Source organism: Bacillus sp. HU-1818, from assembly GCF_022695965.1.
Lineage (GTDB): Bacteria > Bacillota > Bacilli > Bacillales > Bacillaceae > Bacillus > Bacillus atrophaeus.
Map to the genome: position 1 here is coordinate 239,745 of NZ_JAAPBE010000004.1, position 25,355 is coordinate 265,099.

Below are 25,355 nucleotides of genomic sequence, written 5' to 3' on the forward strand. Positions count from 1 at the left end.
GCCACCTCTGTCTTTTTCTATTAAAAAATTTCCATTAATTTATCAAGCTCATCTAGTGTCAGATCATCATCACCAAGATCACTAGGCGTAAGCTCTGTGCCATCTTGGGTTAAGCAATGCTCCATTACTTTGAGTAAATGGGTTTTAAAGCTGTCGCTGAAAGCCTGGATGGTTCTTTCATGAAATTCCAGAGAATGATAGGCCAGTGTCATCGTCAGCGTTCCATTCTCGATATAACCGACGATATCCAGCGCATTCGGTTTTTCTGTCTCAGGGCTTAATGATTGTCCAGATGGCATTGAGGATCTTGTAAACAATCCGGAATCCGCCATTTCGTTAAATTGCCCTAAGTAGTTGAAGCTGATCTCCGGCTGAATAGAGAATTCGAGTCCTGTTTTATGTTCCGGCGCTGTCAGATAACGTAAAATGCCGTAGCCGACGCCTTTGTTCGGAACGTGTCTGATATCTTCTTTCATTTGCTTCAGCTGATATGCCAAATCGTCGGCATGCTCCATGTTGAGCACCATCGGGTACATGCTTGTAAACCAGCCGACTGTCCGCGAAATGGATATATCTTCGAGTATCTCTTCACGGCCATGCCCCTCTAAGTGAACACTTACTTGGTCTTGGCCTGTCCAGTTCTTCATCGCCAAACCGAGCGCTGTCAGTAAAATATCATTCATTTCCGTGTGATAAGCCTCGTGAACCTTTGTTGTCAGCTTTTCTGTTTCTTCGGCAGTCAGCGAGAATTGAACCGTTCTTGTATGCTTCATTCGCTGATCGCTGGATTGACGGTCTTTCGGAAGCGGCGTCTGTATTGTGTTTGCCTCTAGTTGTCTCCAATAATCTGTTTCCTTTAAGAAGGCCTTCGTGTTGGCGAATTCTTTTAATCTCTCGGCATACTCGGCAAATGAATGGGTCTTCTGCGGAAGGACCGGCTTATTCCCTTGCTCCATCTGGCTATAGACGGAAGCGAAATCCTCCAGTAAAATCCGCCAAGAAACACCGTCTACCGCTAAGTGATGAACTGCAAGCAGTAAATGGTCGCCGTCCTCCGCTTGGAAAAGCCCGGCTTTTAACAGATTGCCAGTCTCCAATACAATGCTGCTTTGGAGATGGTCTGCTTCACGCTCGATTTTTTCCTCATTGTCAATCGCCGGCCCGTTGAGTTTGAACACCTTCATATCTACAGATGCTTCGTTGAGTCCTCTGTTATATTGAATGACGTCTCCCTGTTCTTCGCGATAGACCATACGAAGCGCGTCATGATGTTCTGTCAGCGCCTGTAATGTTTTCTCAACCGCTATCGGGTCAAAGCCTTTCGGTGCGTGAAGCATCACCGATTGGTTCCAATGGTGCTGATTCGTAAACTTGCGGTCAAAGAACCAGCGCTGGATCGGTGTCAAAATCGCTTCTCCTTCTACAGGACCCTGGTCAGCCTCTTTGCCTTCCGTGCGTTCTACGTAAGACACCAGTTCCTCAATCGTCGGATGTTGGAAAAGATCCTTCATTTCCAGCTTCAAGCCGTGCTGGTTCAGACGGCTCGCCATTTGAATGCCTTTGATGGAATCGCCGCCAAGCGTGAAGAAGTTGTCGCTTATGCCGATGTCCGGGATGCCGAGGACATCCTGCCAAATATCAGCTAACAGCTCTTCCATTTCCGTGGCCGGCGCCTTGTATGCCGCGCTTTGCGCTTCAATATCAGGCTGAGGCAGGGCTTTGCGGTCAACCTTTCCGTTAGCGGTCACAGGAAGCTCGTCCATCGTGACCCAGTACGCTGGGATCATGTAGTCCGGCAGTGTGTCTTTTAACGCTGACTTGAGTGATTCGGTATCAGCGTCTTCCGGTGTGACATATGCACATAACGCGGTGTTGCCCGCTTTATCCTTCACCGCAGCCACTGCCGCGTCTTGCACAGCCGAAAGCTGGGCGAGGCGAACCTCAATTTCTGACAGCTCGATCCGGTAGCCGCGCACCTTGACCTGCTGGTCGATCCGGCCGATGTACTCGATGCCGTGTTCTGTCGTCCATCTGACAAGGTCGCCCGTCCGGTACATGCGTTCACCCGGCACAAACGGATCGGCGACAAACCGCTTCGCTGTTTCGTCTTCGCGGTTCAGATAGCCGCGCGCAAGCCCGCGGCCCGCAACGCAAAGCTCTCCGGCCACCCCTTCGGGCTGGACCTGACCGCCGTCGCCGAGAATGTAGGCTCTCGTATTGGCAATCGCGCGTCCGATGGAAAGCGAACCTTCCTCAGGATCGATTTCTGTACTTGTGGCAACGACCGTGTTTTCAGTCGGGCCGTAGTTATTGACGAGCGTGTATGGCTGTTTCACCGCCCGTTTCAGCTTGTCTCCCCCTGTCAGAAGCACTCGGAGCGATGTGTTTTCAAGCTCCATAAACTGCTCCGCCAGCTGGGTCGGCAGGAAGGTGATCGTGACGCCGTTTTGTTCGAAATACTCATTCAGGCGGATGATATCGAGACGGATCGCTTCATCAATCACGTGAAGCTCGGCACCGATCGTCCATGTCGGGAACATTTCCCAAATGGATGCGTCAAATCCGAAGCCCGCGTATTTCGCACTGCGGTCCTCTGCCGTCATACCAAATGCGTCGTGATGCCAGAAGCACAGGTTCACAAGCGCGTGGTGTTCGACCATGACACCCTTCGGCTGTCCAGTCGTTCCTGACGTGTAAATCATGTAGGCGAGGTGATCCGCGTTTGTCTCTGTCTGCGGATTCGCCCGGTCGTTCTCGTCAAGCGGCAGGCTCAAAATGGAGCTCTCCCCATTCAGAAGAATGACTTCTCCCGTGTAGCTTTCCGGCACACTGAGTTCTTCCTGTGTGAACAGAAGCTTCGCGCCGCTGTCTTCTAAAATGTATTTAATCCGCTGATCCGGATACTCAGGATCAATCGGCACAAATGCCGCGCCTGATTTCAGCACGCCCAGCACCGCGGCGGACATTTCGAGCGACGGCTTCGTAAGAATGCCGACGCGGTCATCTGCACTGACGCCGCAGTCGATCAGAATACGCGCCAGACGGTTCGCTTTGGCGTTCAGCTCGCTGTATGTCCATGAGCTTCCGTTGTACGTGACGGCTTGGCGAGTGCCGAAGCAATCAGCGGTTTCTTCAAACAGCTGATGAACTGTTTTGTCCCGCGGCACAGAAAGCGTTTTGCCTTTCCATGCATCAAGCAGGCTTTGTTTTTCTGCTTCGTCAGCCAGTGACAGGCTTGAGAGCTTTTGGTCAGGATTGGCGGTAATCATCTGGAGCAGATGGAGCCAGTATGTTTTCCATTTTGCAATGGTTTCTGGTTTAAACAATGCCGTGTTGTACTCAAGTACAAACTCCAGCCTTCCTTCTGTTTCATCAGCCGTCAGTGTGATATCAAACTTGGCCGAGTTCCGTTCAAACGGATGCGGTTCAAGTTCAATCCCTTCCATCGTCAAGCCTTTTATATTTGCATTTTGCATAGAAAACACAGCGTCAAACAGTGGATTTCTGCTCGTATCCCGTTGAACCTGAACTTTTCCGATCAGTTCTTCAAACGGATAATTCTGCGCTCCAAAGGCGCCGAGTGCTGTATTCTTGACCTCTTCAAGATAACCTGTAAAGGTTTTTTCTCCCTTCGGATACGATCGCATGGCCAGCGTGTTCACAAATACACCTATCACTTGGCTGATATCCGCATGTGAGCGTCCGGCAATCGGTGAGCCGACAATAATATCGTTTTGTCCGCTCAGCTTTGACAAAAAGGCGCTGTATGAAGCCAAAAGAACCATATACATGGTTGAACCGGTTTCCTTCGCCAGTTTGCGGAGGGCATGTGTCTGCCGGTCTTCCAATGAGAATGTGATTCGGTCCCCTTCAAAGCTCTGAACAGCAGGGCGGCTGTAATCCGTCGGAAGCGTCAAAACAGGCAGTTCCCCGTCAAGCTCCTTAAGCCAATGATCCTCTTGATTCCGGTACAGTTCAGACTGGATAAACTGCTGCTGCCACACCGAATAATCTTTATACTGAATGCGGAGCGGCTCCAACGTTTCTCCTGCATAGAGCTGCGACATTTCTTCAATCAATACGCCGACAGACGCACCGTCGGATATAATATGATGCATATCAAACAACAGCAAATGCTCTGCATCAGAAAGCTTGATGAGCGCCATTCTGACCAAAGGCAGCTGATCCAATTTGAACGGACGGATAAACGCGTCAATGATACGTTCCGTTTCCTTTTCAGCGGCTTCTGTATATTCCATTTCAAACTCAGCCTTGTCCCAAATGCGCTGCACGGTTTCTCCATCTTTGATTTCAAAGGTTGTTCTGAAGGCCTCGTGACGGTCAATCAGCTGTTTCATGACACGGTTGAGCTTTTCAATATCCAGCTCGCCCTTCAGTCGCAGAACCGACGGCATATTGTAGCTTTTTTCGGCTCCTTCCAGCTGCTGCAGGACGTACATCCGTTTTTGCGGAGAAGAAACGGGATAGGTTTCTTGTTTCTTCGCCGGAGCAATGTGGACGGCTGTCTCCTTATCGGCAGATACGATCGCTTGCGCTAAGCCCTCCACTGTCGGAGACTGGAATAGCTCCTTTAATGTCAGCTCCGCCCCAAATTCCTGATGAATCAGAGCTAACAGCTTCATACCGGCTAAAGAATGGCCGCCGATTTCAAAGAATTGGTCATAAACTCCGACCTGTTCAACCTGAAGCACTTCAGTCCAAATATCCGCCACTTTTTGTTCTGTTTCATTTCGCGGAGCAACATATGACACACCGGCAGATACGTTCACATCAGGAACCGGAAGCGCTCTGCGGTCGATTTTCCCGTTCCCCGTCAGCGGCAGCTCATCCATTTGGATAAAAACAGCCGGAATCATATAAGCAGGCAGATCCTTCGCCGTATGCTCTCTCAGCTCCTGGCTCGAGATTTCTCCCTGTCCGACAAAGTAAGCGCAAAGCAGTTTGTCTCCTGCGCCTTGATCGACAGCAAGAACAATGCTTTCCTGAACACGGTCATGGCTTTGCAGCTGGTGCTCAATTTCTCCCAGCTCGATCCGCTGTCCGCGAATTTTTACCTGATGGTCAATCCGCCCGATAAATTCGATATCGCCATTCGGAAGCCATCTGGCCAAGTCACCTGTTTTATACATGCGTTCTCCGTCTTTAAACGGATGCGGCACAAATTTTTCCTCAGTCAGTTCAGGGCGGTTGTAGTAACCTTGGACAAGCCCCTCTCCGCTGACGCATAATTCACCAGCAACGCCGACCGGCTGCACTCTGCCTGACGGATCAAGGATATACACCTCTGTATTGCTGACAGGCTTGCCGATTGGGATGGAAAGGGTATGTTCTTCAATCTCATCAACCGGGTGGTATGTCGCGAATACAGTGCTTTCCGACGGTCCGTACATGTGAAGCAGCTTGCCTTTGCCAACGGTTTGCAGCGCCTTCTTGACATGGTCGACGGACGCCCGTTCTCCGCCAAACATAATCTTGCGGATATTTGACAGGCACGATGGGTTCAGATCAACCAGCAGGTGGAACAGCGCTGTGGTAATCATGAGAATACTGATGTTCTCTTCTTCAAGCACTTTTGACAGGCGCGGCATATCCAGAACAACGTCCTTCGGTATCAGCACAAGCTTGGCTCCGTTCAAAAGAGCGCCGAACATATCAAACATAAAGGCATCGAATACATAATTTGAAAGACCGAGAATCGTATCTTTTTCAGTAATGTCAATGTAGTTCGTTTGCTTGACCGTGCGAAGAATATTGGCATGTGTCACCTTATTCCCTTTTGGCGTTCCTGTCGTACCGGATGTGTACGTCAGATTCGCCAACGTATTCGAATCAAACGGCAGCAGCACATCAGAGGCATCTGTATGATAGCTCGCCTCGTCATCAGCCAGCACAATCACGCCTTCAAAACCCGCTTCTTCCGCAAGCGGCTTCAAACTCCGCTGTGTCAAAAGCACCTTCGCTCCGCTGTCATTGAAGAAATGGCGAATACGTTGTATCGGATGTTCCGGATCAATCGGCACATAAGCGGAACCGGATTTTAATACAGCCAGAATAGAAACAACCATGTCCATTGACCGTTCAAACAGAACAGCCGCCGGCCGTCCGTCACCAGCCCCAACCGTCAGAATATGCCGTGCAAGCTGATTGGCCTGACGATTCAGCTCTGCGTACGTCAGTGTCTCGCCTTCATATTGAAGCGCGGGCTGATCCGGTAATTTAGAAGCTTGTTCCTCAAACATCTGTACGATAGTCTTCTCTTTCGGATATGGCGTTCTTTCTTGATTAAATTGCTGAACCTGATGAACCGCCTCCGCATCACAAAGAAGCTGATAGTGCGCGATCTTTTTCTCGGGCTCGGCCGCCGCGCTTTCCAGCAGATTAGAAAAATGCGTCAGCATACGCTCTGCCGTGCTTTGTTTAAACAGTTTTGTGCTGTAATCCAAATCAATCTCAATGCCTTGATCGGTTTCCTTGGCTTGAAGCGTCAGATCAAATTTTGCAATATTGAAATTGGTCTCGTGTATGGATAACGTCAAGTCGCCCACCGCAGGGATGCCTTCGGTTGCATTCTGTAAGCTGAACATCGTATCAAACAAAGGATGTCTGCTTAAATCCCGAGGAATATTCAGCTCCTCGACCAGCCATTCAAACGGATAATTTTGATGAGCAAAAGCGTCAAGCACTTGCTGTCGGACATTCTTTAGAAGGCTGATAAAGGACTCACCCCGTTTTACCTCGCTTCTGATCGCAAGCGTATTGACGAACATCCCCACAATTCCTTCTGTATCTGAATGATGTCTTCCGGCTGACGGCGTACCGACGATGATATCCTCCTGACCCGTATACTTGGCCAGCATCGTATAGTAGGCGGACAGCATCACCATATAAAGGGTAGCTCCATTTTTCTCTGCCAGATGGTGCAGCCGTTTCTTCAAATCTCCGTCAAGCCTAATTGACACCCGGTCACCTTCAAAGCTTTGTACGGGCGGTCTCGGATAATCTGAAAGCAGCTGAAGCACAGGCAGCTCGCCCGCAAAAGCTTCCTTCCAATATGTTCTTTCCTTTTGGTATCCTTCAGACGCCTGTCCGCTTTGCCACACCGCATAATCCTTATATTGCAGACGCAGCTCAGGCAGCTGGCCGCCTCCGTATATCCGGGCCAGATCCTCCAGAATGATGCCGATGGAAACTCCGTCAGAAATAAGATGGTGCATATCAAACAGCAGCATATGGCGGTTTTCTTCAAGCTTCACTAGTCCGATTCTGAATAATGGCGCCTGTGACAGATCAAATTGGCGGACAAAGGAAGTCATCACCGACTCATTCGATCTGCCTTCTCCATCAATGACTTCGATCTGAAACGGAACGTCCGTGTGAATTTTTTGTCTCGGCGTACTGCCTTCCAGAATAAAAGAGGTTCTGAGTGATTCATGCCTCCTGATTAATGCTTGAAACGAGCGTTCCAGCTTCGCAATATCTAAAGGCCCCTCTGCGATGGCCGCTGCCGGCATGTTGTAGCCGATCCCAGCATCTTCAAACTGGCTGACAATGTATGTCCGCTGCTGAGCAAGAGAAAGCGGATAATGCTCTTGCTCTTCTGCTGATTTTATTGCGGCAAACTCTTGTTTTTCAGCATCTGAAGCGAAGTCGGCAAGAGCTGCGATTGTCGGCTGCTCAAACAAATATTGCAGCGGAATCTCAATGCCGATTTGTTTATGAATCTTTGTTAAAAGCGTCATCGCTTTAAGAGAATGTCCGCCCGTTTCAAAGAAATTGTCATAAATACCCGCAGCCTCGACATTCAGCACATCCTGCCAAATATCAGCCAGCGCTTTTTCCATATCATTTCTCGGCGGGGCATACGCTGTTGCGCTAACCGCCTTCACATCAAGCGCAAAAAGCTTTTGACGGTCCACTTTGCCGCTTGGCGTCAGCGGAATTTCCTGTATGTCGGCAAAATAAGCCGGCACCATGTAGTCAGGAAGCCGTTTGGCTGCATACTCCCTGTACTCGGCAGGAGCAAATTCATATTCCGGCTTCTGCACGATGTACGCGCACACTTCAAGATTTCCTTGTTCATCCGGTCTGGCGAGCACCACTGCTTTTGCAGCTTGAGGCGCCTGCTGCAGCACGGTTTCGATTTCTCCAAGCTCAATCCGGTAGCCCCGGACTTTGACCTGGTCGTCTTCCCTGCCAATATATTCAACCGTTCCGTCCGGAAGCCAGCGCGCAACATCTCCAGTCCGGTACATTTTTTCCCCAGGTACAAATGGGTCGTTCAAGAATTTTTCAGCGGTGGCTTCCGGCATATTCATGTAGCCGCGGCCTACTCCGTCTCCAGCAATATAAAGTTCTCCGTCTATGCCCTCCGCCTGCAAGCGGCCATTTTTATCCAATATATACAAGCGATTATTTCCTAAAGCTTTGCCGATCGGAACATATGCGGCTTGCGTATCCGCAGATTTAGCTGATAGAACAGCGTGAACAGACGCATCCACACACGTTTCAGTCGGGCCGTACACGTTTGTTAAACGGGGTTCCAGACCCGCCTGCTTAAAGAGGTTTGCCAATTGATTCGCCACAACAGCGGATAAGCCTTCTCCGCCGATCAGGAGATGGCGCAGCTCAATGCCGGTGACATCTCCAGCTGCGATAAGCATTTGTAAGTGAGCAGGCGTTCCGTCAGTTGCTTCAATGCGATGCGTCCGATAATAGTCAGCCAGGGCCGCACCGTTTGTCACCGTTCTCTTCGGCACAATATAAAGCGTCTGCCCTAAAAGCAGCGCCGCAAAAATCTGTTTAACAGAAGCATCGAAATGGAACGGCGCCAATAAAGCCATTCGCAAAGTTTGATCGCCGCTCTGATAAATCTCCTGCTGCAGTGACTGAACCAAATGGTGAACCTGACGATGCTCAATCATGACACCTTTCGGCCGGCCCGTTGTTCCCGACGTGTATATGATGTAAGCCAAATCATGAGCCTCACCATATTCAGGCAGCTCTCCGCCGGTTTCCCCAGCCAGTGCTTGATCAAAATCAATCAGTTCAGCAGATGTTTCAGGAGCTTCCAGATGTGATTCCGTCAGAACAGCTGCAGCACCGCTGTCTTTCAAAATATACTGAATGCGGTCAGACGGGAAATCAGGATCAATCGGAACATAAGCGCCGCCGGCTTTCAAAATACCCATAATCGCTACAATGACCCGCTCTGACCGTTCCAGCAAGACGGCAACCGGACTGTCCGCTCCGACCCCTTGCTTTCTGAGTCTTTTCGCTATGCGATCGGACTGTTCATGTAACGTTCTATAGGACAATTTTTTCTCTCCAAACACAACCGCAGGGTCATCAGCAAGCGCCTCCGCCTTTTCTTTAAAAAGAGCCGGAATCGTCATCTCCTTACGATAATGAACTTGTTTACCGCCAGCTTGCAAAAGCAGCCTTTCTTTCTCATCATCAGGAATAAGTTTCAAATCATCAATCATACGTTCAGGATGCAAAAGCGCATCTTCCAGCAACGTGATGATTCGACCCAAGATCAACTCCATTTCACCCGGAGTAAACAAATCACTGCGATAATCCATATCAATTGTCAGCTTTCCAGTATCCCATCGTTCCTTTACATGAATCGAAATGTCATTCGTACCGCTCCCGCTGAAAATAGGATCAGTCAAAAAGGAAAGATTCTCTTTTTTCTGCCACTGCATCACTTGATATTCAAGCGAAACCGTAAACAGTTTGTTCAAAGAACTTTGAGTCTCACGCAAATTGTTAATCAGCAGATTATACGGATACTTTTGATGGCGCAGAACCTTCATCAAATCTTTCATCCGCTCTTTCACAAAGTCTAAAAACGCCTGATCGCCATTCACGCTTGTCCGCATCGGAATCGTAGAAACAAACATGCCGAGCATTTGCTTTTCTTTTGCGTTCGTCCGGTTTCCCATGAACGTTCCCGTTACCACGTCATTCTGCCCGGTCACTCTGTACAGATAGGCGGCAAGAGCCGATTGGAACAGCGAAAGCACACTGACTTTATGAGTCTCACAAAATGACTGAATACGCTTATGTACCTCTTGATCTACCTCTCTGGACAGCCTGCTGGCATCAAGTCCTTGTTGAGAGGAAGCATTACGTTTCAGCGAAACAAGCTCTGGAATGGTTTCATACTGGCCGGTCCAAAACGCCTTATCTTTTTCAAACCGCTTTGACTGAACATAATTCTGTTCTGACATCACATGCTCGATAAATGAAGGAGTTCCGCTTTCATTATCGACAGTGCCGGCTGCCAACTCTAAATAAATATCTGTAATTGTATTGCCAAGGATTGTCATTGAAATCCCGTCAGAAATCACATGATGAACATTTACATAAAACCAGACCTCATTCTCACTAATGGTAAACAGAGCGAACCGAAATAATGGGCTGTCATATAATGCAAGCGGTTTTTTGACCTCTTCCCGTCCCCACTGAGATAGTGATTCCTTTGAATATCCGCCTTCATTGATATCTGTATGCTCTATTTCCAAAGGCTGGTACTCGCTTACATACTGAACAGGCTCCTCATCCTCATCCAGTCTCAAGCGAAGCCGCATAGACTCATTTCTGCGGATAAACTCTTGAATCGCCTTTTCTACAAGCTTCCAATCTACTCCCTCATCTGAAATGAGCTTACCAAAACCAGCCAGATTAGAAATACTAGTGTTTGGATAAAACTTTTCTGTGTACCAAATTCGTTTTTGTGCATCCGTTAAAGGGTAAAAAGTCATTTCCATATTTTGCGCCTCCCTTAATTCCAATAGATTGTGAACATTGCTCTTCATTTGCTACTTATCCCCTCATCCGTTCTCCGCCTATTGATTCAAACAATACAAGAGTCAAAAGAACTACATCCCGCAAAGCCGTCATTCAAACAAAAGGCTGCTTTATGTGCAGAAAAAAGCCCGCCCCGTATCTATAACGGAGGGACCCGAATGCCTTTGCAACCTATCAACCTGCCGCTAATTTTCCAGCGGCTTCAAGACCGCAAAGCGCCGAGTCCCTAAGTTAAAAAAGTTTACCTAATTCTTCTTTTTCTTCTATATTTTTATCCTTACTAACGTTCACTTTAAATGAAAATATTGTTTTTATCACCGAAAAATGGGTGAAAAGTTTCATGCGGCATGCCGCAAAAATCCAGTTCATTTACAGGAATATTTTTGCGGTATACCGCAATTATTTCCATAAACACATTTAACAGAAAACACACACTACTTTTACCTATAGACTTTGTCTATAGGTACCTCAGCTTTAAGCTGTTTACATTCTGGACAATAATTCCATCCAGGGCGCAAAAACCGAAATGTCGCCTTATATATTTCCCGAGTCAATTGCTATGAATTGTCCTCCGGAGCCATAAATCTGTCTTTTCATCGTAAACATCAAAAAAAAAAGCCCTCTGAAATTCAGAGCGGCTCATGACAGGTTTTCCTTAATGACCTTTTTATCAATATCAATTAATTCCATATATCCTTTTCCCCATTCATACATGGCGTCAAGGATCGGCATCAGGCTTTCCCCTTGTACGGTCAGCGAATATTCTACCTTTGGAGGGACGACCGGGTACACTTCCCTGTGAATGATCATATCCTGCTCCAGCTCTCTAAGCTGGTTCACAAGTATTTTTTGAGTGATATCAGGGATTAAAGATTTTAATTCATTAAATCGTTTCGTTCCTTCTTTTCCTAAATGCCACAATATCAGCATTTTCCACTTACCGCCGATCACGGCGAGTGTTAATTCTTTTTCGCAATTAAACACTTTCTCATCCATGCGACTCATTTAATCCACCTCCGGTATATGCAATAAATACTAGATTACATTTTATTATGCCTCTTTTTATTATACTAACTTGAAGATGGCGCAGAAAGAAATCAGTTCGGCCCATCCGGTCTTCCACAGTATCCTGCAAGTAACTATTTGACTTTAAAGTGCCTACTTCCCAACCGTTAGACCGCTCTATAGAATGTAAGATACATCTTGATGAGGAGTGGATTTTAATGGAACTGCAATTAGCATTGGACCTTGTGAATATTCCGGAAGCAATTCAATTAGTTAAAGAAGTGGAAGAATATGTCGACGTTGTTGAAATCGGAACTCCCGTTGTCATTAACGAAGGCCTCCGAGCCGTTAAAGAAATGAAAGAAGCGTTTCCGAATTTGAAAGTGCTGGCCGATCTTAAAATTATGGACGCGGGCGGCTACGAAATCATGAAAGCTTCAGAAGCAGGAGCCGATATCATCACTGTTCTCGGCGCAACAGACGATGCCACAATCAAAGGCGCTGTAGAAGAAGCAAAAAAACAACAGAAGAAAATCTTAGTTGATATGATCAACGTGAAAGATATTGAAGCACGCGCAAAAGAGATTGACGCACTTGGCGTTGATTACATCTGCGTGCACACAGGATATGACCTTCAGGCGGAAGGCAAAAACTCTTTTGAAGAATTAACAACGATCAAACATGCCGTACAAAACGCAAAAACAGCAATTGCCGGCGGAATCAAACTTGAAACATTGCCTGAGGTTATCAAACAAAAACCTGACCTCGTGATCGTTGGCGGCGGAATTACAGGTGCCGAAAATAAAGCATCTGCCGCATCGAAAATGAAACAGCTCATCACTCAAGGATAAGGCTTAATGAAAACGACTGAATACTTAACGAAAATTTTGAATGAGCTAAACCGCTCAGCCTCATTTATAGCCGATGACGAAGCGGATAAGCTTGCCGATCATATTCTTTCGTCCAATCAGATCTTCACAGCAGGAGCGGGAAGATCCGGCTTAATGGCCAAATCCTTTGCTATGAGAATGATGCACTTGGGCCTTAACGCGTACATCGTAGGCGAGACATTAACCCCGCCGCTTCACGATGGAGATCTCGTGATTATCGGTTCGGGTTCAGGTGAAACAATAAGTTTGATCCACACAGCAGAAAAAGCAAGAAGTTTGAAAGCCGTTATCGCTGCTTTAACGATTAATCCGGAATCAAGCATCGGCAGCCAATCTGACTTGATTATCAAAATGCCAGGCTCGCCAAAAGACAAATCCAACGGTGACTATAAAACGATTCAGCCTATGGGTTCTTTATTTGAACAAACGCTGCTGCTGTTCTATGATGCAGTTATTTTAAAGATCATGGAGAAAAAGGGCCTGAACTCCCAAACGATGTTCACAAAACACGCAAATCTCGAATAGAAACGATGCTGCCGGCCATTTATTGATGAGCCGGCTTTTTTGTATCCTCTCTCTTCCTCTAATAAAACTTTTAGCCTTAACACCCGATATGTAATAAGACCCAAAAAAATTAACATTAGGAGGAATCATGTTGAAGAAGAACATGAGATTTAAGCTTGGAACCAAGATATTATGCATGGTTCTTACAATTATTCTTTTATTTTCAGTATCAGTCGGAACTGTCATTATCAAAGACATAACGAACAGTCTGAAAAAAATGGCTACCGAAAAGGCAAAAGGGGATCTTGCTTTAAGCAGCCGCTATATTGATGATGTCATCACCGGTGATTGGAACATCAAACATAATGAACTGTACAAAGGAGACACACCCATTAACAATAATGAAAAAATCGTTGATATGCTCGGTGAAAAAACTGGTGATACAATCACTATTTTTAAAGAAGATACAAGAGTCGCCACAAATGTTATAAAAGACGGAGAAAGGGCTGTCGGCACTCAGGCTTCTCCAGAGGTCACTGATGCCGTGCTGAAAGGCGGACGGGAGTTTTATGGTGAAGCAAATGTTGCAGGCTCTGTCTATCAAACGGCGTATCAGCCTTTAAAAGATAAAGACGGGGCAATCATCGGCATGCTTTACACCGGTGCCAACCAAAACATACTGACGTCACTCACCCAGTCATTGTTCACCCAATTCGCAATTGTACTCACGGCAGCCATTATCTTATCTATTATTCTCGTTCTGCTGTTTACAAGAAGAATCAACAAACGTCTGAATGCTCTCAAGGGTGCTTTCGAAGGAGCTGAAAACGGTGATTTTACAATAGAGATAACGGACAGATCCAGTGATGAATTAGCTGATTTAAGTGTTTGCTATAATAATATGAGAAAGACTTTAAGCAAAACCATTCAAACCGTGCAGCAATCAGCCGTGCAGCTTGCATCATCTTCCCAGCAGCTTGCAGCAGGAGCCGAAGAAACGAACCAAGCGTCAGAAAAAATCACAGAAGCAGTCCAGCACATTGCCAATACTTCAGATTTTCAAATGACAAAAGTAGTGAACAGTGAAAAATCACTGGAACAGGCCGTGGCGGACATTCAATACATTACTGAGAAGGCATTGTCTATTGCCGAACAAGGACAGTATGCCCAAGACAAGGCGGAAGTTGGCGGAAAAGAGATTGCTGATACTCAGAATCAAATGGATACAATTCATCATTCTATACAAAAAAGCGGCGAGATGATTCACCGGCTTGATGATCACTCTAAACAAATAGGACAAATTTTGTCTGTTATCACCCAAATTGCCGATCAAACAAATCTTCTTGCATTAAATGCAGCCATTGAAGCTGCCAGAGCAGGAGAACACGGGAAAGGTTTTGCAGTTGTTGCTGATGAAGTGCGTAAACTCGCAGAAGAATCACAACGATCAACTGGCCAAATCTCTGAATTAATCACAGAAATTCAAAGCGACATGAACCAGTCAGCGTTATCAATTGAAACCGTAAAAACTGAAGCAATTGAGGGTGTCAGCATGATTCAGCGCACCGGAGAAGTATTTAAAGAAATTGTCTCTGCAACAAAAGAGATCAGCGTTGGCATTTCGGGACTTTCATCCGCGACACAAAATATTTCAGCCAGCACTCAAGAAATCGCAGCTTCCTTTACAGCAAATACAGCAGCTATCAAAGAATCAACTGAGAATTCTCAGCAGGCTGCGGCTCTTACAGAGGAGCAATTTGCCGCCATGCAGGAAATTACCGCCGCATCAGATACGCTTTCTGACCTGGCCGGCGAGCTTAACGCCATAATAAATGAGTTTAAGATCGATTAGCAACAGAAAATTTTGCAGATTCCCGAGTTTCATAACTCCTAAAATATCATTATTGAGTCCCTATCTCTTTTTAAAAAAGTATTTCACTAGGCAAAATGATAACTTTTCGTTAATTAAATAGTTGCAAAACGCAAAATTCAAACCTTTACGGCCAAAGGCTTTTGCTTTATTCTGTGAACAGTTTTTTAAAACCGCCGGACTAGAGGAGGTGATAATCGCGAATGGACTTATTGAAATCATTGCTGCTCTTATTGGTGATCATTGCTGCCGCCATTGCCGGGCTGATTAAAGGCGATTTTTTCTCAGAAAATCAAAAGGCGTCTGAAGACAAAGAATATGACGAAACGATTTCTTTCCCATCAGATCGTTATCCTGAAACTGCGAAACATATTCAAGATGCGATCAATGAAGGTGAGTCAGATGTGTGCACAATTGACAGGGACGGGGCTGAAGAACGACGAGAACAATCTTTAAAAGATGTGGCAGTCAAAACAGGATACGATCGGGACGAATGGCCGATGGCAATGTGTAAAGAAGGCGGAGAAGGTGCGTCTGTGGAATATATCGCACCGTCGGACAATCGCGGGGCTGGCTCATGGGTCGGTCATCAGCTCTCTGATTATCCAGATGGAACGAAAGTGTTATTTACCATTCAATAAGGCAGGAGGAAGATAACATTGACTAATTCATGGAAACCGCAAGAACTCATTATCTCATATCATCAATTTACCATTTTTCAAAAGAATTCAAAGCCGCCTATAATAGATTGGACGGATGAAGCGATTGAAAAAGGATATGCAGAGGCGGACGGAGCCGTTTCATTCGAAGCGCAGAGAAACTCCAAAGTGTTTATTATCTTGCGTCTCAACAGCTCAGACATAGTTGAATCCTATGAAAAAAAAGCAACTGTTCCTTTTCATGTTTCAGGGGACGGGATAAATATAGAAAGTGTCATGTCAAAAAGGCTGTCATTTGATTTGCCGAAAGGTCAATACGTCTTCACTTGCTATACCGTTCCCGCTGAAGCGTCAGACCTGCATGCAGATACATATATTATTGACGCTGCGGCACAATAAAAAAATCCCTGAGAGAACTTTCTCTCAGGGACATCTTCACAAATTTTCTCCATTTGTTTTTATGACGTTTTGATACCAATAAAAGCTTTTTTTCTTTATGCGCCTTAAATCATTTTCATTCTCTTCATCACGATTAATATATACGAATCCATACCTTTTCTGGTAACCGTTCAGCCAGCTTAACAGATCGGTAAACGACCAGCTGCAATAGCCGATGAGGTCCACCCCGTCACTGATTGCCTGTCTGCATTGCTCAAGATGAGAACGTAAATAATCGATTCTGTAGTCGTCCTGAATGGATCCGTCTTTTTCAACTTTATCAAATTCTCCTAAACCGTTTTCTGTTATAAACACCGGAAGCTGATAGCGGCTTGTAATTCGGCGTAAACCAATGCGCAAGCCCGTCGGATCAATTGTCCAGTCCCAATTGCTCGTTTCAAGGTTAGGATTTTTCTTCGTTTTGAACAATCCTGGCATGCCTGTTTCCTGGTTGCTTCCTTTTTGTCCGGTTGTATTCATTTCTCCTTCTGAAACACCGTCCAGCGGATTTCGTTCATATGTGATTGTTTGATAATAGTTCACACCGACAAAATCAGGTTTGCCTTTGGCGAGAAGCTCCATATCTCCCGCTTCTATTGTTGGCGCCCATCCCTTTTCTTCCAGGTACCGAAAAGGAATTTGCGGATAAGTTCCCCAGCAGTACATGTCAAGCCACCAATTGTTCATAAACTCTTCGGCATTTTCGAAAGCTGTGATGTCCTCCGGGTGGCTTGTAAGAGGATAAGCCGGTGAATAAGCAAAGCTTGGACCAATCTTCCCGTCAGGAACATACTTGCGGAACGATTCAATCGCTTTGGCATTTGCCAGAAAAGCGATATGGTTTGCTTCATAAAACCGCTTTCTGTCTTTTACGCCCGGCGGATGCATCGCTGTGATAAAACCGTGATTAAAATTATAATTTTGTTCATTTAAGGACACCCAATACTTCACCCGGTCACCAAAGCGTTTATACAGCGCAACACAGTATTGATTGAAATCTTCTATCATCCTTCTTGACTCAAAACCGCCGTATTCGTCCATAAGCGCCTGTGGCATATCCCAATGGTACAGAGTCAGAACAGGTTCGATGTTATGGGAGATTAATTCATTAATCAGGTCATCATAAAATGCTAGACCGGTTTCATTAATTTCTCCCTTGCCGTTCGGAAAAATTCTCGGCCAGCTGACAGAAAACCGATACGCCTTCAGCCCCATTTCAGCCATTAACGCTACATCTTCTTTATAGCGATGATAATGGTCAACCGCGATGTCCCCATTGGTGCCTTTAAATGTTTTTCCCGGAATCTTTGTGAAGACGTCCCATACGGAAGGTCCTTTGCCGTCTTGATTCCACGCCCCTTCTACTTGATAAGCGGCAGAAGCTGAACCCCATAGAAATGTTTCCGGAAATGCATCTGGTTGTTGATGAATCATAATTTTCACTCCTACTATGTCTGATATCTCTATCATACGTTATGAAACGCGTTTCATAACAAATGGATGTTATTCACGAAATAGTTCATCCAGCATCCTATCTCTATGTTGGAGGAAATATTTTGTCAGCTGTACGTGCTCGGTCTGTTCATATTCTGTTTTATGAATTCTGTTATCATCAAAACTTAATATTTCAGCATCAGGATAGCCAAGGAGAATCGGTGAGTGTGTCGCGATGATCATTTGCACATTTTTCTCCTTCATCAATTGATGTATCACTCTTAAAAAAACAAGCTGGCGCGCGGGAGAAAGAGCTGCTTCCGGCTCATCAAGAAGATAGATCGCTTTCCCGGTAAAACGGTTTTGAAACAGCGACATGAAAGATTCTCCGTGAGATTGCATATGCAGCGGCTTTCCGCCAAATGATTTGTACGGCTGTTTAGCACCTCTGTCCATCTCGTCAAGATGCAAGGACAGCTGATAAAAAGACTCTGCTCTTAAGAAAAAACCATTGGTTACTTTCGGAAGCCAGGATAAACGTATGTAATCACCTAAGTGAGATTCGGACGCCTTAACATCATAGAAATTGTTCCTGTTTCCTCCCGCAGTATTGAATTCACATTTATCAGCTATCGCTTCCAGCAATGTTGATTTGCCGGAACCGTTCTCACCCACAAAAAAAGTCACATTCTTCGTAAATGTAAGTTCATGCAAATGTTTAACTATCGGGATAGAAAAAGGATACTTTTGAAAAGAAGAAACCTTATCTCTTAGAAGTGTTACCTTTTTTAAAAACATGACATTCGCCTCTCTGTTTTTAATTGAGAAAATATTTGAATACTGCTTGCTGCACAAGTAAAAAAGCGGCCCATCCCACTATACTTAAACATACAGATAAAAAGAATGGCATAGATGCTCTAAGCAAAAGCGCCAAAGTCACTAATAAACAAATAGTCGCCGGCAATCCAAAAAGAACACCTAACGCAAACCGGCTTAGGGTTTCTGTTTCTTCTCCTTGTACTCTCATCCAGAACAAACTCAATAGACTGAGTAACGGTAAAGCGGCGATCATTCCTCCTATGGCCGGGTATTTCTTTGAAATTCCTGAGATCAGCCCGATCAGAAGCGCTGAGACGAGTATTTTACTTACAGCTGCCATTGTTTTGCTTCTTTGCTTAAAATATAAAAGGCTTTTTCAATCAGTTCTCTCTCTGACACACTGATTCGCTCCAGTATGCTTTTTAACTTTTCTTTATCGAGCTGTGTATTCCGCTCCAGAACAAGTCGCCCCTTTTCCGTTAAGGCAACAAAAACTTTCCGTTCGTCATGCTCACTTCGATATTTGGCTGCCAATCCCTTTTGAATTAAACGTTTTGTATGCTCAGATGCCGTATTATGGGAGACAGACAAGCAATCCGCTAAGTCGCCTATTGTCGATTCGCTATTCTTGTCAATGTACTGTAATAAACGTACTGCTTGGTGAGATATATTGTCTTCGTGCTTGTAATGCAGTGAATAATATATGTCCGTCCATTGAAGATTCAACTGATTTACTGACTGATCTATTTCCATCAGATCCACTCTCCTTTATTTATATCTTATTATAAGATATATTCTTAAAATAAGATATAAAAGAAATAAAAAAACATCCAATTCACATTGGATGCTTTGAGGCTTAATGTCTTTTTTCAATTTGATGAGGGTGGAGCTTTGGGACGAAACCGTTTTGTTTCTTCATTTCATAATGTTTTTCTATATGGGTTTTGATGTGTTCGCCTTTTTCTTTAGCCAGCACGCCGTACTCCACATATTTTGAAATGACGTTTTTGCGTTTTTCTAATATGTCTGTTTCGAGTTCTTCAATTTCTTTCTTTTGTTGTTCTGTCAGTGAGGCACTTTGCGGCACTTGGGGCTGCTGTTTTTCAGCTGCTTGTGCTGGGCCTGCCAGAGACATTGCCGCTGCAGCAATCAGTAAAGCGATCAGATTAACTTTGATTGTTTTCATCCAATTTATTCCTCCTGTCTTATTTTGTCATATGTTTTGTTATAAATCAGTTTTTATGCATTTCTAATAAAAAAGAGCGAATCATCATTCGCTCTTAATACTCTGTTCGTCCATATTCATTTCTGTTTCACCGGGTTCGGCATACGTGACGTAGGTACCTGCAACAAAATCATGGATGGATCGTTTATCTTCTCTAAGGCCGACCATGAAGGCGCTGACAATGGCTGCAATTCCGAACGTCAATGTATAAATAATGCCGCCGACTATTACTCTTAGCACCATTGCCAATATGCCAACTTGAGAGCCGTCTTTTTTCACAATCCTAATTCCGCAGATTTTTTTACCGACAACATAACCATTCCACAACACCGGCAGTAAAATCGAGTAGATTGCCATAATGACACTGATAAAGGTGCTTTCATCCGGATCTTTTCCTGTTAACAGCCAAAAGATAAGCAAAATGGGTAATGATATAATCAAATAGTCTAATAACGATGCTCCCAGCCTGATCCAAAATCCAGCCGGTTTGTAAATATTCATGCTATCCCCTCACTATGGTTTCAGTATGACTTTAATGTTTCCATCTTCCTTCTTGTCAAATATATCATATGCCAGCGGTGCTTCGGCAAGACTCATTTTATGCGTGATGATGTCAGTCGGATCAATTTCCTTTTTTTCAACCATTTGATACAGCATTGGCATTAAATGAATGACCGGAGCCTGGCCCATTTTTAAGGACACGTTACGTGTAAAGAAGTCCCCGATCGGAAAGCCGTCTGCTTGTGAAATGTAGGCTCCTGTCAGATGGACCGTACCGAATTTTTTCACTGCCTCTGATGCAGTGAGAATCGGGCTGATCGTTCCGAACTGATTCGGTTTTTCATCGGCTTTTTCCTTCGGAAGCGGCGTGCCGTCCATACCGACGCAATCAATGACGACGTGCGCCCCGCCATGCGTCTCCTGATGTAGCAATTGTCCGATTTCATCATGTTCGGTAAAGTTAAACGTTTCTGCACCATTTGTCCGTTTTGCATGCTCGAGACGATGAGGGACCTGATCAACGGCAATGACCCGCTTCGCACCCTTCATCCAAGCGAATTTCTGTGCCATCAATCCAATCGGACCCGCTCCGAGGATCACGACAGTATCGCCTTTTTTTACTCCGCTGTGCTCCACACTCCAAAAGGCTGTCGGCATGACATCTGATAATAATAACACCTGTTCATCTTCAAGCTCGCTGTCAGCAGGAACGATGAAGGAAGAAAAGTCTGCGTAAGGAACCCGCAGATATTCGGCTTGGCCTCCCGGAAAATTGCCGTTAAATTCGGAGAAACCAAATAACCCGCCGGCATCGGTGTGGGGATTAGGATTAGACTCATCACACTGGCTCTCCATTTGGTGCTTACAGTAGAAGCATTCGCCGCATCCAATATTAAAAGGGATTACCACGCGGTCGCCTTTTTTTAGCTTTTTCACTTCGTTCCCGACTTCCTCCACAATTCCCATTGGTTCATGGCCGACAATATAATCCGGCTCGGCACGAATTCCGTTTTTATATAAATGAAGGTCAGATCCGCAAATGCCGGTTGCCGTAATTTTGACGATTACGTCCTGGGCATGCTGAATTCGGGGATCAGCGACTTCTTTTACTTCCATGTGTTCTTTTCCTTGGTAAGTCAGTGCTTTCATCTTTGGACAGCTCCTTTTTCTTCACTCCTTCCCTTCTCGTTTTCTCTTAAACTCTTCTAAACCCATTTGTCTACACAATTCGTACTTTTTAAAAACGGAATATAAACGTTGCCACCCTGTATGTTCAATGCTATCTTTTTAGTTGATTACAGATTGGAGGAATGAAAGGTGAAATCATTTACACGTTCGAAAGCCGCCGTGCTCATCTTGACACTGGCTTTCTTTCTCATAACGACAGCCTGCTCAGGCAAAGAAGAGGCTGATTCCAAAACATCTGATTGGGATCAGATTAAGGAGAAAGGCAAGATTGTTGTCGCGACGTCTGGGACTTTGTATCCCACTTCGTATCACGATACAGATTCAGGATCTGATAAACTGACCGGCTACGAGGTGGAAGTTATTCGCGAGGCTGCCAAACGGCTGGATGTAGAGGTTGAGTTTAAGGAAATGGGAATTGACGGGATGCTGACAGCTGTCAACAGCGGACAGGTTGACGCGGCGGCTAACGATATTGATGTCACGAAAGACCGCGAGAAAAAATTCGCATTCTCCGCCCCATACAAATATTCATATGGGACAGCCATTGTCAGAAAAGATGATTTATCAGGCATTCACACGCTAAAAGACTTAAAAGGGAAAAAAGCGGCCGGCGCCGCAACCACTGTGTATATGGATGTCGCCCGTAAGTACAGGGCAGAAGAAGTCATTTACGATAATGCCACGAACGAGCAATATTTAAAAGATGTCGCAAATGGCCGCACGGATGTCATATTAAACGACTATTACTTACAGACGCTAGCGCTTGCTGCCTTTCCGGATCTAAACATTACGATCCATCCCGATATCAAATACATGCCGAATACACAAGCGCTTGTCATGAAGAAAGGCAATACAGAGCTTCAGAAAAAGATGGATCAAACGTTGAAAAAGATGGCAAAGGACGGCACTATTACCAAGCTGTCAAAGAAATTCTTTAATAAAGCAGATGTATCAAAAAGACCGGATGTTGACGTCCAAGACGTTGATCTGTAACACGAGGTTCAGGATATGTATACCATTCAATGGGAATATATTTTCAACCTAAAACTTGCAATTGAATCATTTCCTTATGTGATCAAGGGAATCTGGTACACGCTGCTCATTTCATTTGTCAGTATGTTAGCCGGAACCATGCTCGGCTTGTTTATCTCCCTTGCCAGAATGTCCAAGTATGCTTTACTGAGGTGGCCCGCGAGGCTCTATATTTCCTTTATGCGCGGCGTACCGATTTTGGTGATTTTATTTATTCTTTATTTCGGCTTTCCTTATATCGGCATCGAGTTTTCCGCTGTCACTGCGGCCTTGCTCGGCTTCAGTCTCAATAGCGCTGCGTATATCGCAGAAATCAATCGTTCCGCTATCTCATCTGTCGATAAAGGCCAGTGGGAAGCGGCGGCTTCTCTCGGCCTGTCTTATTGGAAGACGATGAGAGGTATCATTTTGCCGCAATCTGTGCGGGTCGCGCTGCCTCCGCTTGCAAATGTTCTGCTCGATCTTATCAAAGCTTCTTCTCTCGCCGCGATGATTACTGTGCCGGAACTGCTCCAGCATGCGAAAATCATCGGCGGCAGAGAGTTTGATTATATGACAATGTATATCCTGACAGCACTTATTTATTGGGCGATATGCTCTGTTGCGGCGGCTTTTCAGAATATACTTGAGAAAAAATACGCTCATTACTTATGATATAACAGCCAGTTACGCATCACGAAGCGTGACTGGCGTTTTTTATAATAGTTGTTCTTCAACCTTTACCATCAAAGGGCTCAAGTATTTAAACAAACGTTTCATTAAATTAAAAAAGCCGCCTCCACAGGAGAGACGGGCAGTTTTTAATACGCCTGATTGATATTCCATTTGAAGGGGTCTTCCAATTGCGACCAATCAGAATCAAACTCTGATTCAGTCAGCAGGCATTGATCAAGTTCTTTTGTAATGGCTTCCGGGTCCAAGTCCGTGCCGATAAAGACCAACTTTGTATGGCGGTCGCCGAACTCAATATCCCAATCATCCAAGATTTGCGGCTCCTGTTTTTTTATTTGGTCCTGTTCAAGTTTCGGCATCGCTGCCACCCAATAGGATACCGGCTCAATCGTAACAGACGGGCCGGCTTGAGACATAAGCAAAGCGAGACTGTTATGAGACGCGCACCAGGCTATCCCTTTCGCTCGTACAATATTTTCAGGCATTGAGTGATGAACCCAGTTATCAAAACGGACTGAATGAAACGGCAGACGTCTGGAGTACACAAATGAAGAAATGCCGTATTCCTCTGTTTCCGGTGTATGCTCCGCATGGCCGGCCGTCAGCTCTTTTATCCAGCCGGCAGATGCGCTGGCTTCTTCAAAATGAAATAAGCCGGTATGTAAGATATCCTGCGGCTTGACGTTCCCTTTGACAGAACGGATGAGTTTGGCTCTAGGCTGCAGTGTGCGAAGCACTTTCTCAAGCTGAACAAGCTCTGATTCACTTACCAAATCGCATTTGTTTAAAATCAAAACATCACAAAACTCAATTTGGTCAATCAATAGGTCAGCTATTTCTCTCTCATCCTCTTCCCCAAGCGCTTCCTTACGGTCTAAGAGACTCTCGCCTGACTGAAAATCATGCCAGAAACGATTAGCGTCCACCACTGTCACCATCGTGTCTAATTCACAAAATTGTGTGAGGTCTATTCCCATTTCTTCGTCTATATACGAAAAGGTCTGGGCAACCGGAATCGGTTCGCTGATTCCGGTTGACTCAATCACGATATAATCAAACCTTCCGTCTTTCGCCAGCTTTTCTACTTCTATGAGTAAATCTTCGCGGAGTGTGCAGCAAATACAGCCGTTTGACATTTCCACAAGCTTCTCATCTGTTCTGGAGAGTCCTCCTCCCTGCTTGACCAAACCCGCATCAATGTTCACTTCACTCATGTCATTTACAATCACCGCAATTTTTAATCCTTCACGGTTTTGCAAAATGCTATTTAAAAGTGTTGTTTTTCCCGCGCCAAGATACCCGCTTAATACTGTAACCGGAATTTTATTCATGAGAATGTCCTCCTTTATTCCGTAACAAAATAGAATCTTTACGATTTAAATCGTATGCTTTGCCGAACCTGCGCTGCAAATGCGGTCGGTATTTCTCTTCCAGCTTTCCAGCGATCGGTCGTGAGGTACAGTGATCGTTGACTGAACCCCCCGCCTTTCACCTTGTGATTCCGCTGCTATTTAAGCAACAAAACGTAATTGTTACGATTTAACTCAATCGTATGTTCTTTTATTCTTTTTGTCAAGCCGATACTAAACAAAAAGCCTTTTCTCTTATTAGCTGATCACCACTTTTGTTTTTTCAGGTATGTTTTCATATATCCATTTTGCATCTGGGATCGTAAATCTGATACACCCGTGGGAAGCTTTTGTTCCTAATTTTTTGGCTTCTTTTTCAATCACCTTTTTATCCTCGGTCATTGGGACGCTGTGGAATAGGAATTCTCCGTGGTTTTTCCATGACACCCAATATTCCGCCCCTTCCTGATATCCTTGGGAAAAAAACCACTCTCCCCGTTCAGGTTCAACATAGTAATTACCCTTTGGCGTTGAATCGTCATCCGTTTGATCGAGCCCGGACGAGATGATCATCGTATAAATTGTTTTGCTGCCTTCTTTTATATAAGCCTCTTGTTTTTTCGCGGACACATCAATCCAAATGGAATCTTTATGTTTAATGTCAGGATATTCCCCGCCTGAGGGCTTTGTCCAATCTGTTTTTTCTTTTGCTGATACGGTTTTGCCCTTTTCATTAGATTTGCTTGTTTCAGAGCTTGCCTGTTCCGTTTCATGATGTTGCTGTGAGCATGCCGCCAGCAGGCTGGCTGGCAATAGGACAGCCAGCATCAATAATACAACCCGCCGCGTTTGTTTCATTTAAAATCCCCCCTCACTTACAATCTATAAATCTTCATCTTGACGTTTTTACAGCCCGCTTCTGTCAAAGCACAAGGA

The 25,355-nt window shown here is 45.2% G+C and carries 18 protein-coding genes; 7 read left to right on the forward strand and 11 right to left on the reverse strand.

The annotated features are described in order from the left end of the window. Positions 1–20: 20 nt before the first annotated feature. Complete coding sequence (srfAA, locus tag GXP75_RS16240; protein ID WP_242557283.1) at positions 21–10,793, reverse strand: surfactin non-ribosomal peptide synthetase SrfAA; 10,773 nt, start codon at positions 10,791–10,793, stop codon at positions 21–23. A gap of 679 nt (positions 10,794–11,472) precedes the next feature. Then, positions 11,473–11,838 carry a transcriptional activator HxlR gene (hxlR, locus tag GXP75_RS16245; RefSeq protein ID WP_003328081.1) on the reverse strand — a complete coding sequence of 122 codons (366 nt, stop codon included), beginning with the start codon at positions 11,836–11,838 and terminating at the stop codon, positions 11,473–11,475. 218 nt (positions 11,839–12,056) lie between these two features. Between hxlR and hxlA the strand changes: the two genes are divergently transcribed. From hxlA to GXP75_RS16270, 5 genes are all read left to right on the forward strand, one after another. Further along, positions 12,057–12,689 (forward strand): 3-hexulose-6-phosphate synthase, encoded by a 633-nt coding sequence (gene hxlA, locus GXP75_RS16250; RefSeq protein WP_239815211.1) that lies wholly within the window; start codon positions 12,057–12,059, stop codon positions 12,687–12,689. A gap of 6 nt (positions 12,690–12,695) precedes the next feature. Next, positions 12,696–13,253: a 6-phospho-3-hexuloisomerase gene (gene hxlB / locus GXP75_RS16255; protein WP_214917369.1), complete on the forward strand. Its 558-nt coding sequence runs from the start codon at positions 12,696–12,698 to the stop codon at positions 13,251–13,253. Positions 13,254–13,380: 127 nt separating this feature from the next. Beyond that, a complete protein-coding gene (locus GXP75_RS16260) occupies positions 13,381–15,084 on the forward strand; it encodes a methyl-accepting chemotaxis protein (protein WP_214917371.1) in 1,704 nt (567 codons plus the stop codon). Between the two features lie 221 nt (positions 15,085–15,305). Further along, positions 15,306–15,743, forward strand: coding sequence for a NucA/NucB deoxyribonuclease domain-containing protein (locus tag GXP75_RS16265; protein ID WP_242557284.1), 438 nt, complete (start codon positions 15,306–15,308; stop codon positions 15,741–15,743). A gap of 18 nt (positions 15,744–15,761) precedes the next feature. Then, positions 15,762–16,160, forward strand: a complete 399-nt coding sequence (locus GXP75_RS16270; protein WP_010787604.1) for a competence protein ComJ — start codon at positions 15,762–15,764, stop codon at positions 16,158–16,160. Between the two features lie 36 nt (positions 16,161–16,196). Here the strand turns inward: GXP75_RS16270 and GXP75_RS16275 are convergent, their stop codons facing one another. The 7 genes from GXP75_RS16275 to GXP75_RS16305 all read right to left on the reverse strand — a co-directional run bounded on the left by GXP75_RS16275 (position 16,197) and on the right by GXP75_RS16305 (position 21,327). Next, positions 16,197–17,633, reverse strand: coding sequence for a glycoside hydrolase family 1 protein (locus GXP75_RS16275; protein WP_242557285.1), 1,437 nt, complete (start codon positions 17,631–17,633; stop codon positions 16,197–16,199). 69 nt (positions 17,634–17,702) lie between these two features. After that, positions 17,703–18,431, reverse strand: a complete 729-nt coding sequence (locus GXP75_RS16280; RefSeq protein WP_106045653.1) for an AAA family ATPase — start codon at positions 18,429–18,431, stop codon at positions 17,703–17,705. 19 nt (positions 18,432–18,450) lie between these two features. After that, a complete protein-coding gene (locus tag GXP75_RS16285; RefSeq protein WP_013390751.1) occupies positions 18,451–18,792 on the reverse strand; it encodes a DUF3147 family protein in 342 nt (113 codons plus the stop codon). Next, entirely contained in the window at positions 18,780–19,205 is a 426-nt protein-coding gene (locus GXP75_RS16290; protein WP_003328070.1) for a MarR family winged helix-turn-helix transcriptional regulator, read from the reverse strand. Before GXP75_RS16290 ends, GXP75_RS16285 begins: the two co-directional genes overlap by 13 nt. Before the next feature lie 103 nt (positions 19,206–19,308). Next, positions 19,309–19,638: a YckD family protein gene (locus tag GXP75_RS16295; RefSeq protein ID WP_010787600.1), complete on the reverse strand. Its 330-nt coding sequence runs from the start codon at positions 19,636–19,638 to the stop codon at positions 19,309–19,311. Positions 19,639–19,722: 84 nt separating this feature from the next. Continuing rightward, on the reverse strand, positions 19,723–20,178 hold the full coding sequence (locus GXP75_RS16300) for an RDD family protein (RefSeq protein ID WP_088116474.1): 456 nt from the start codon (positions 20,176–20,178) through the stop codon (positions 19,723–19,725). Positions 20,179–20,190: 12 nt separating this feature from the next. Further along, complete coding sequence (locus tag GXP75_RS16305; protein WP_242557286.1) at positions 20,191–21,327, reverse strand: zinc-dependent alcohol dehydrogenase; 1,137 nt, start codon at positions 21,325–21,327, stop codon at positions 20,191–20,193. A 168-nt stretch (positions 21,328–21,495) separates the two neighbouring features. Here GXP75_RS16305 and GXP75_RS16310 point away from each other — a divergent pair, with 168 nt between their 5' ends. Next, positions 21,496–22,359: a transporter substrate-binding domain-containing protein gene (locus tag GXP75_RS16310; RefSeq protein ID WP_242557287.1), complete on the forward strand. Its 864-nt coding sequence runs from the start codon at positions 21,496–21,498 to the stop codon at positions 22,357–22,359. Between the two features lie 15 nt (positions 22,360–22,374). Further along, positions 22,375–23,052, forward strand: coding sequence for an amino acid ABC transporter permease (locus GXP75_RS16315; protein WP_242557288.1), 678 nt, complete (start codon positions 22,375–22,377; stop codon positions 23,050–23,052). Between the two features lie 146 nt (positions 23,053–23,198). On the opposite strand, the gene GXP75_RS16320 is transcribed toward GXP75_RS16315, so the two are convergent. Next, the gene (locus tag GXP75_RS16320; protein WP_214917389.1) at positions 23,199–24,401 is read right to left on the reverse strand and encodes a GTP-binding protein; all 1,203 of its coding nucleotides are present in this window, start codon (positions 24,399–24,401) and stop codon (positions 23,199–23,201) included. A gap of 276 nt (positions 24,402–24,677) precedes the next feature. Further along, entirely contained in the window at positions 24,678–25,277 is a 600-nt protein-coding gene (locus GXP75_RS16325) for a L,D-transpeptidase (protein ID WP_242557289.1), read from the reverse strand. Positions 25,278–25,355 lie beyond the last annotated feature (78 nt).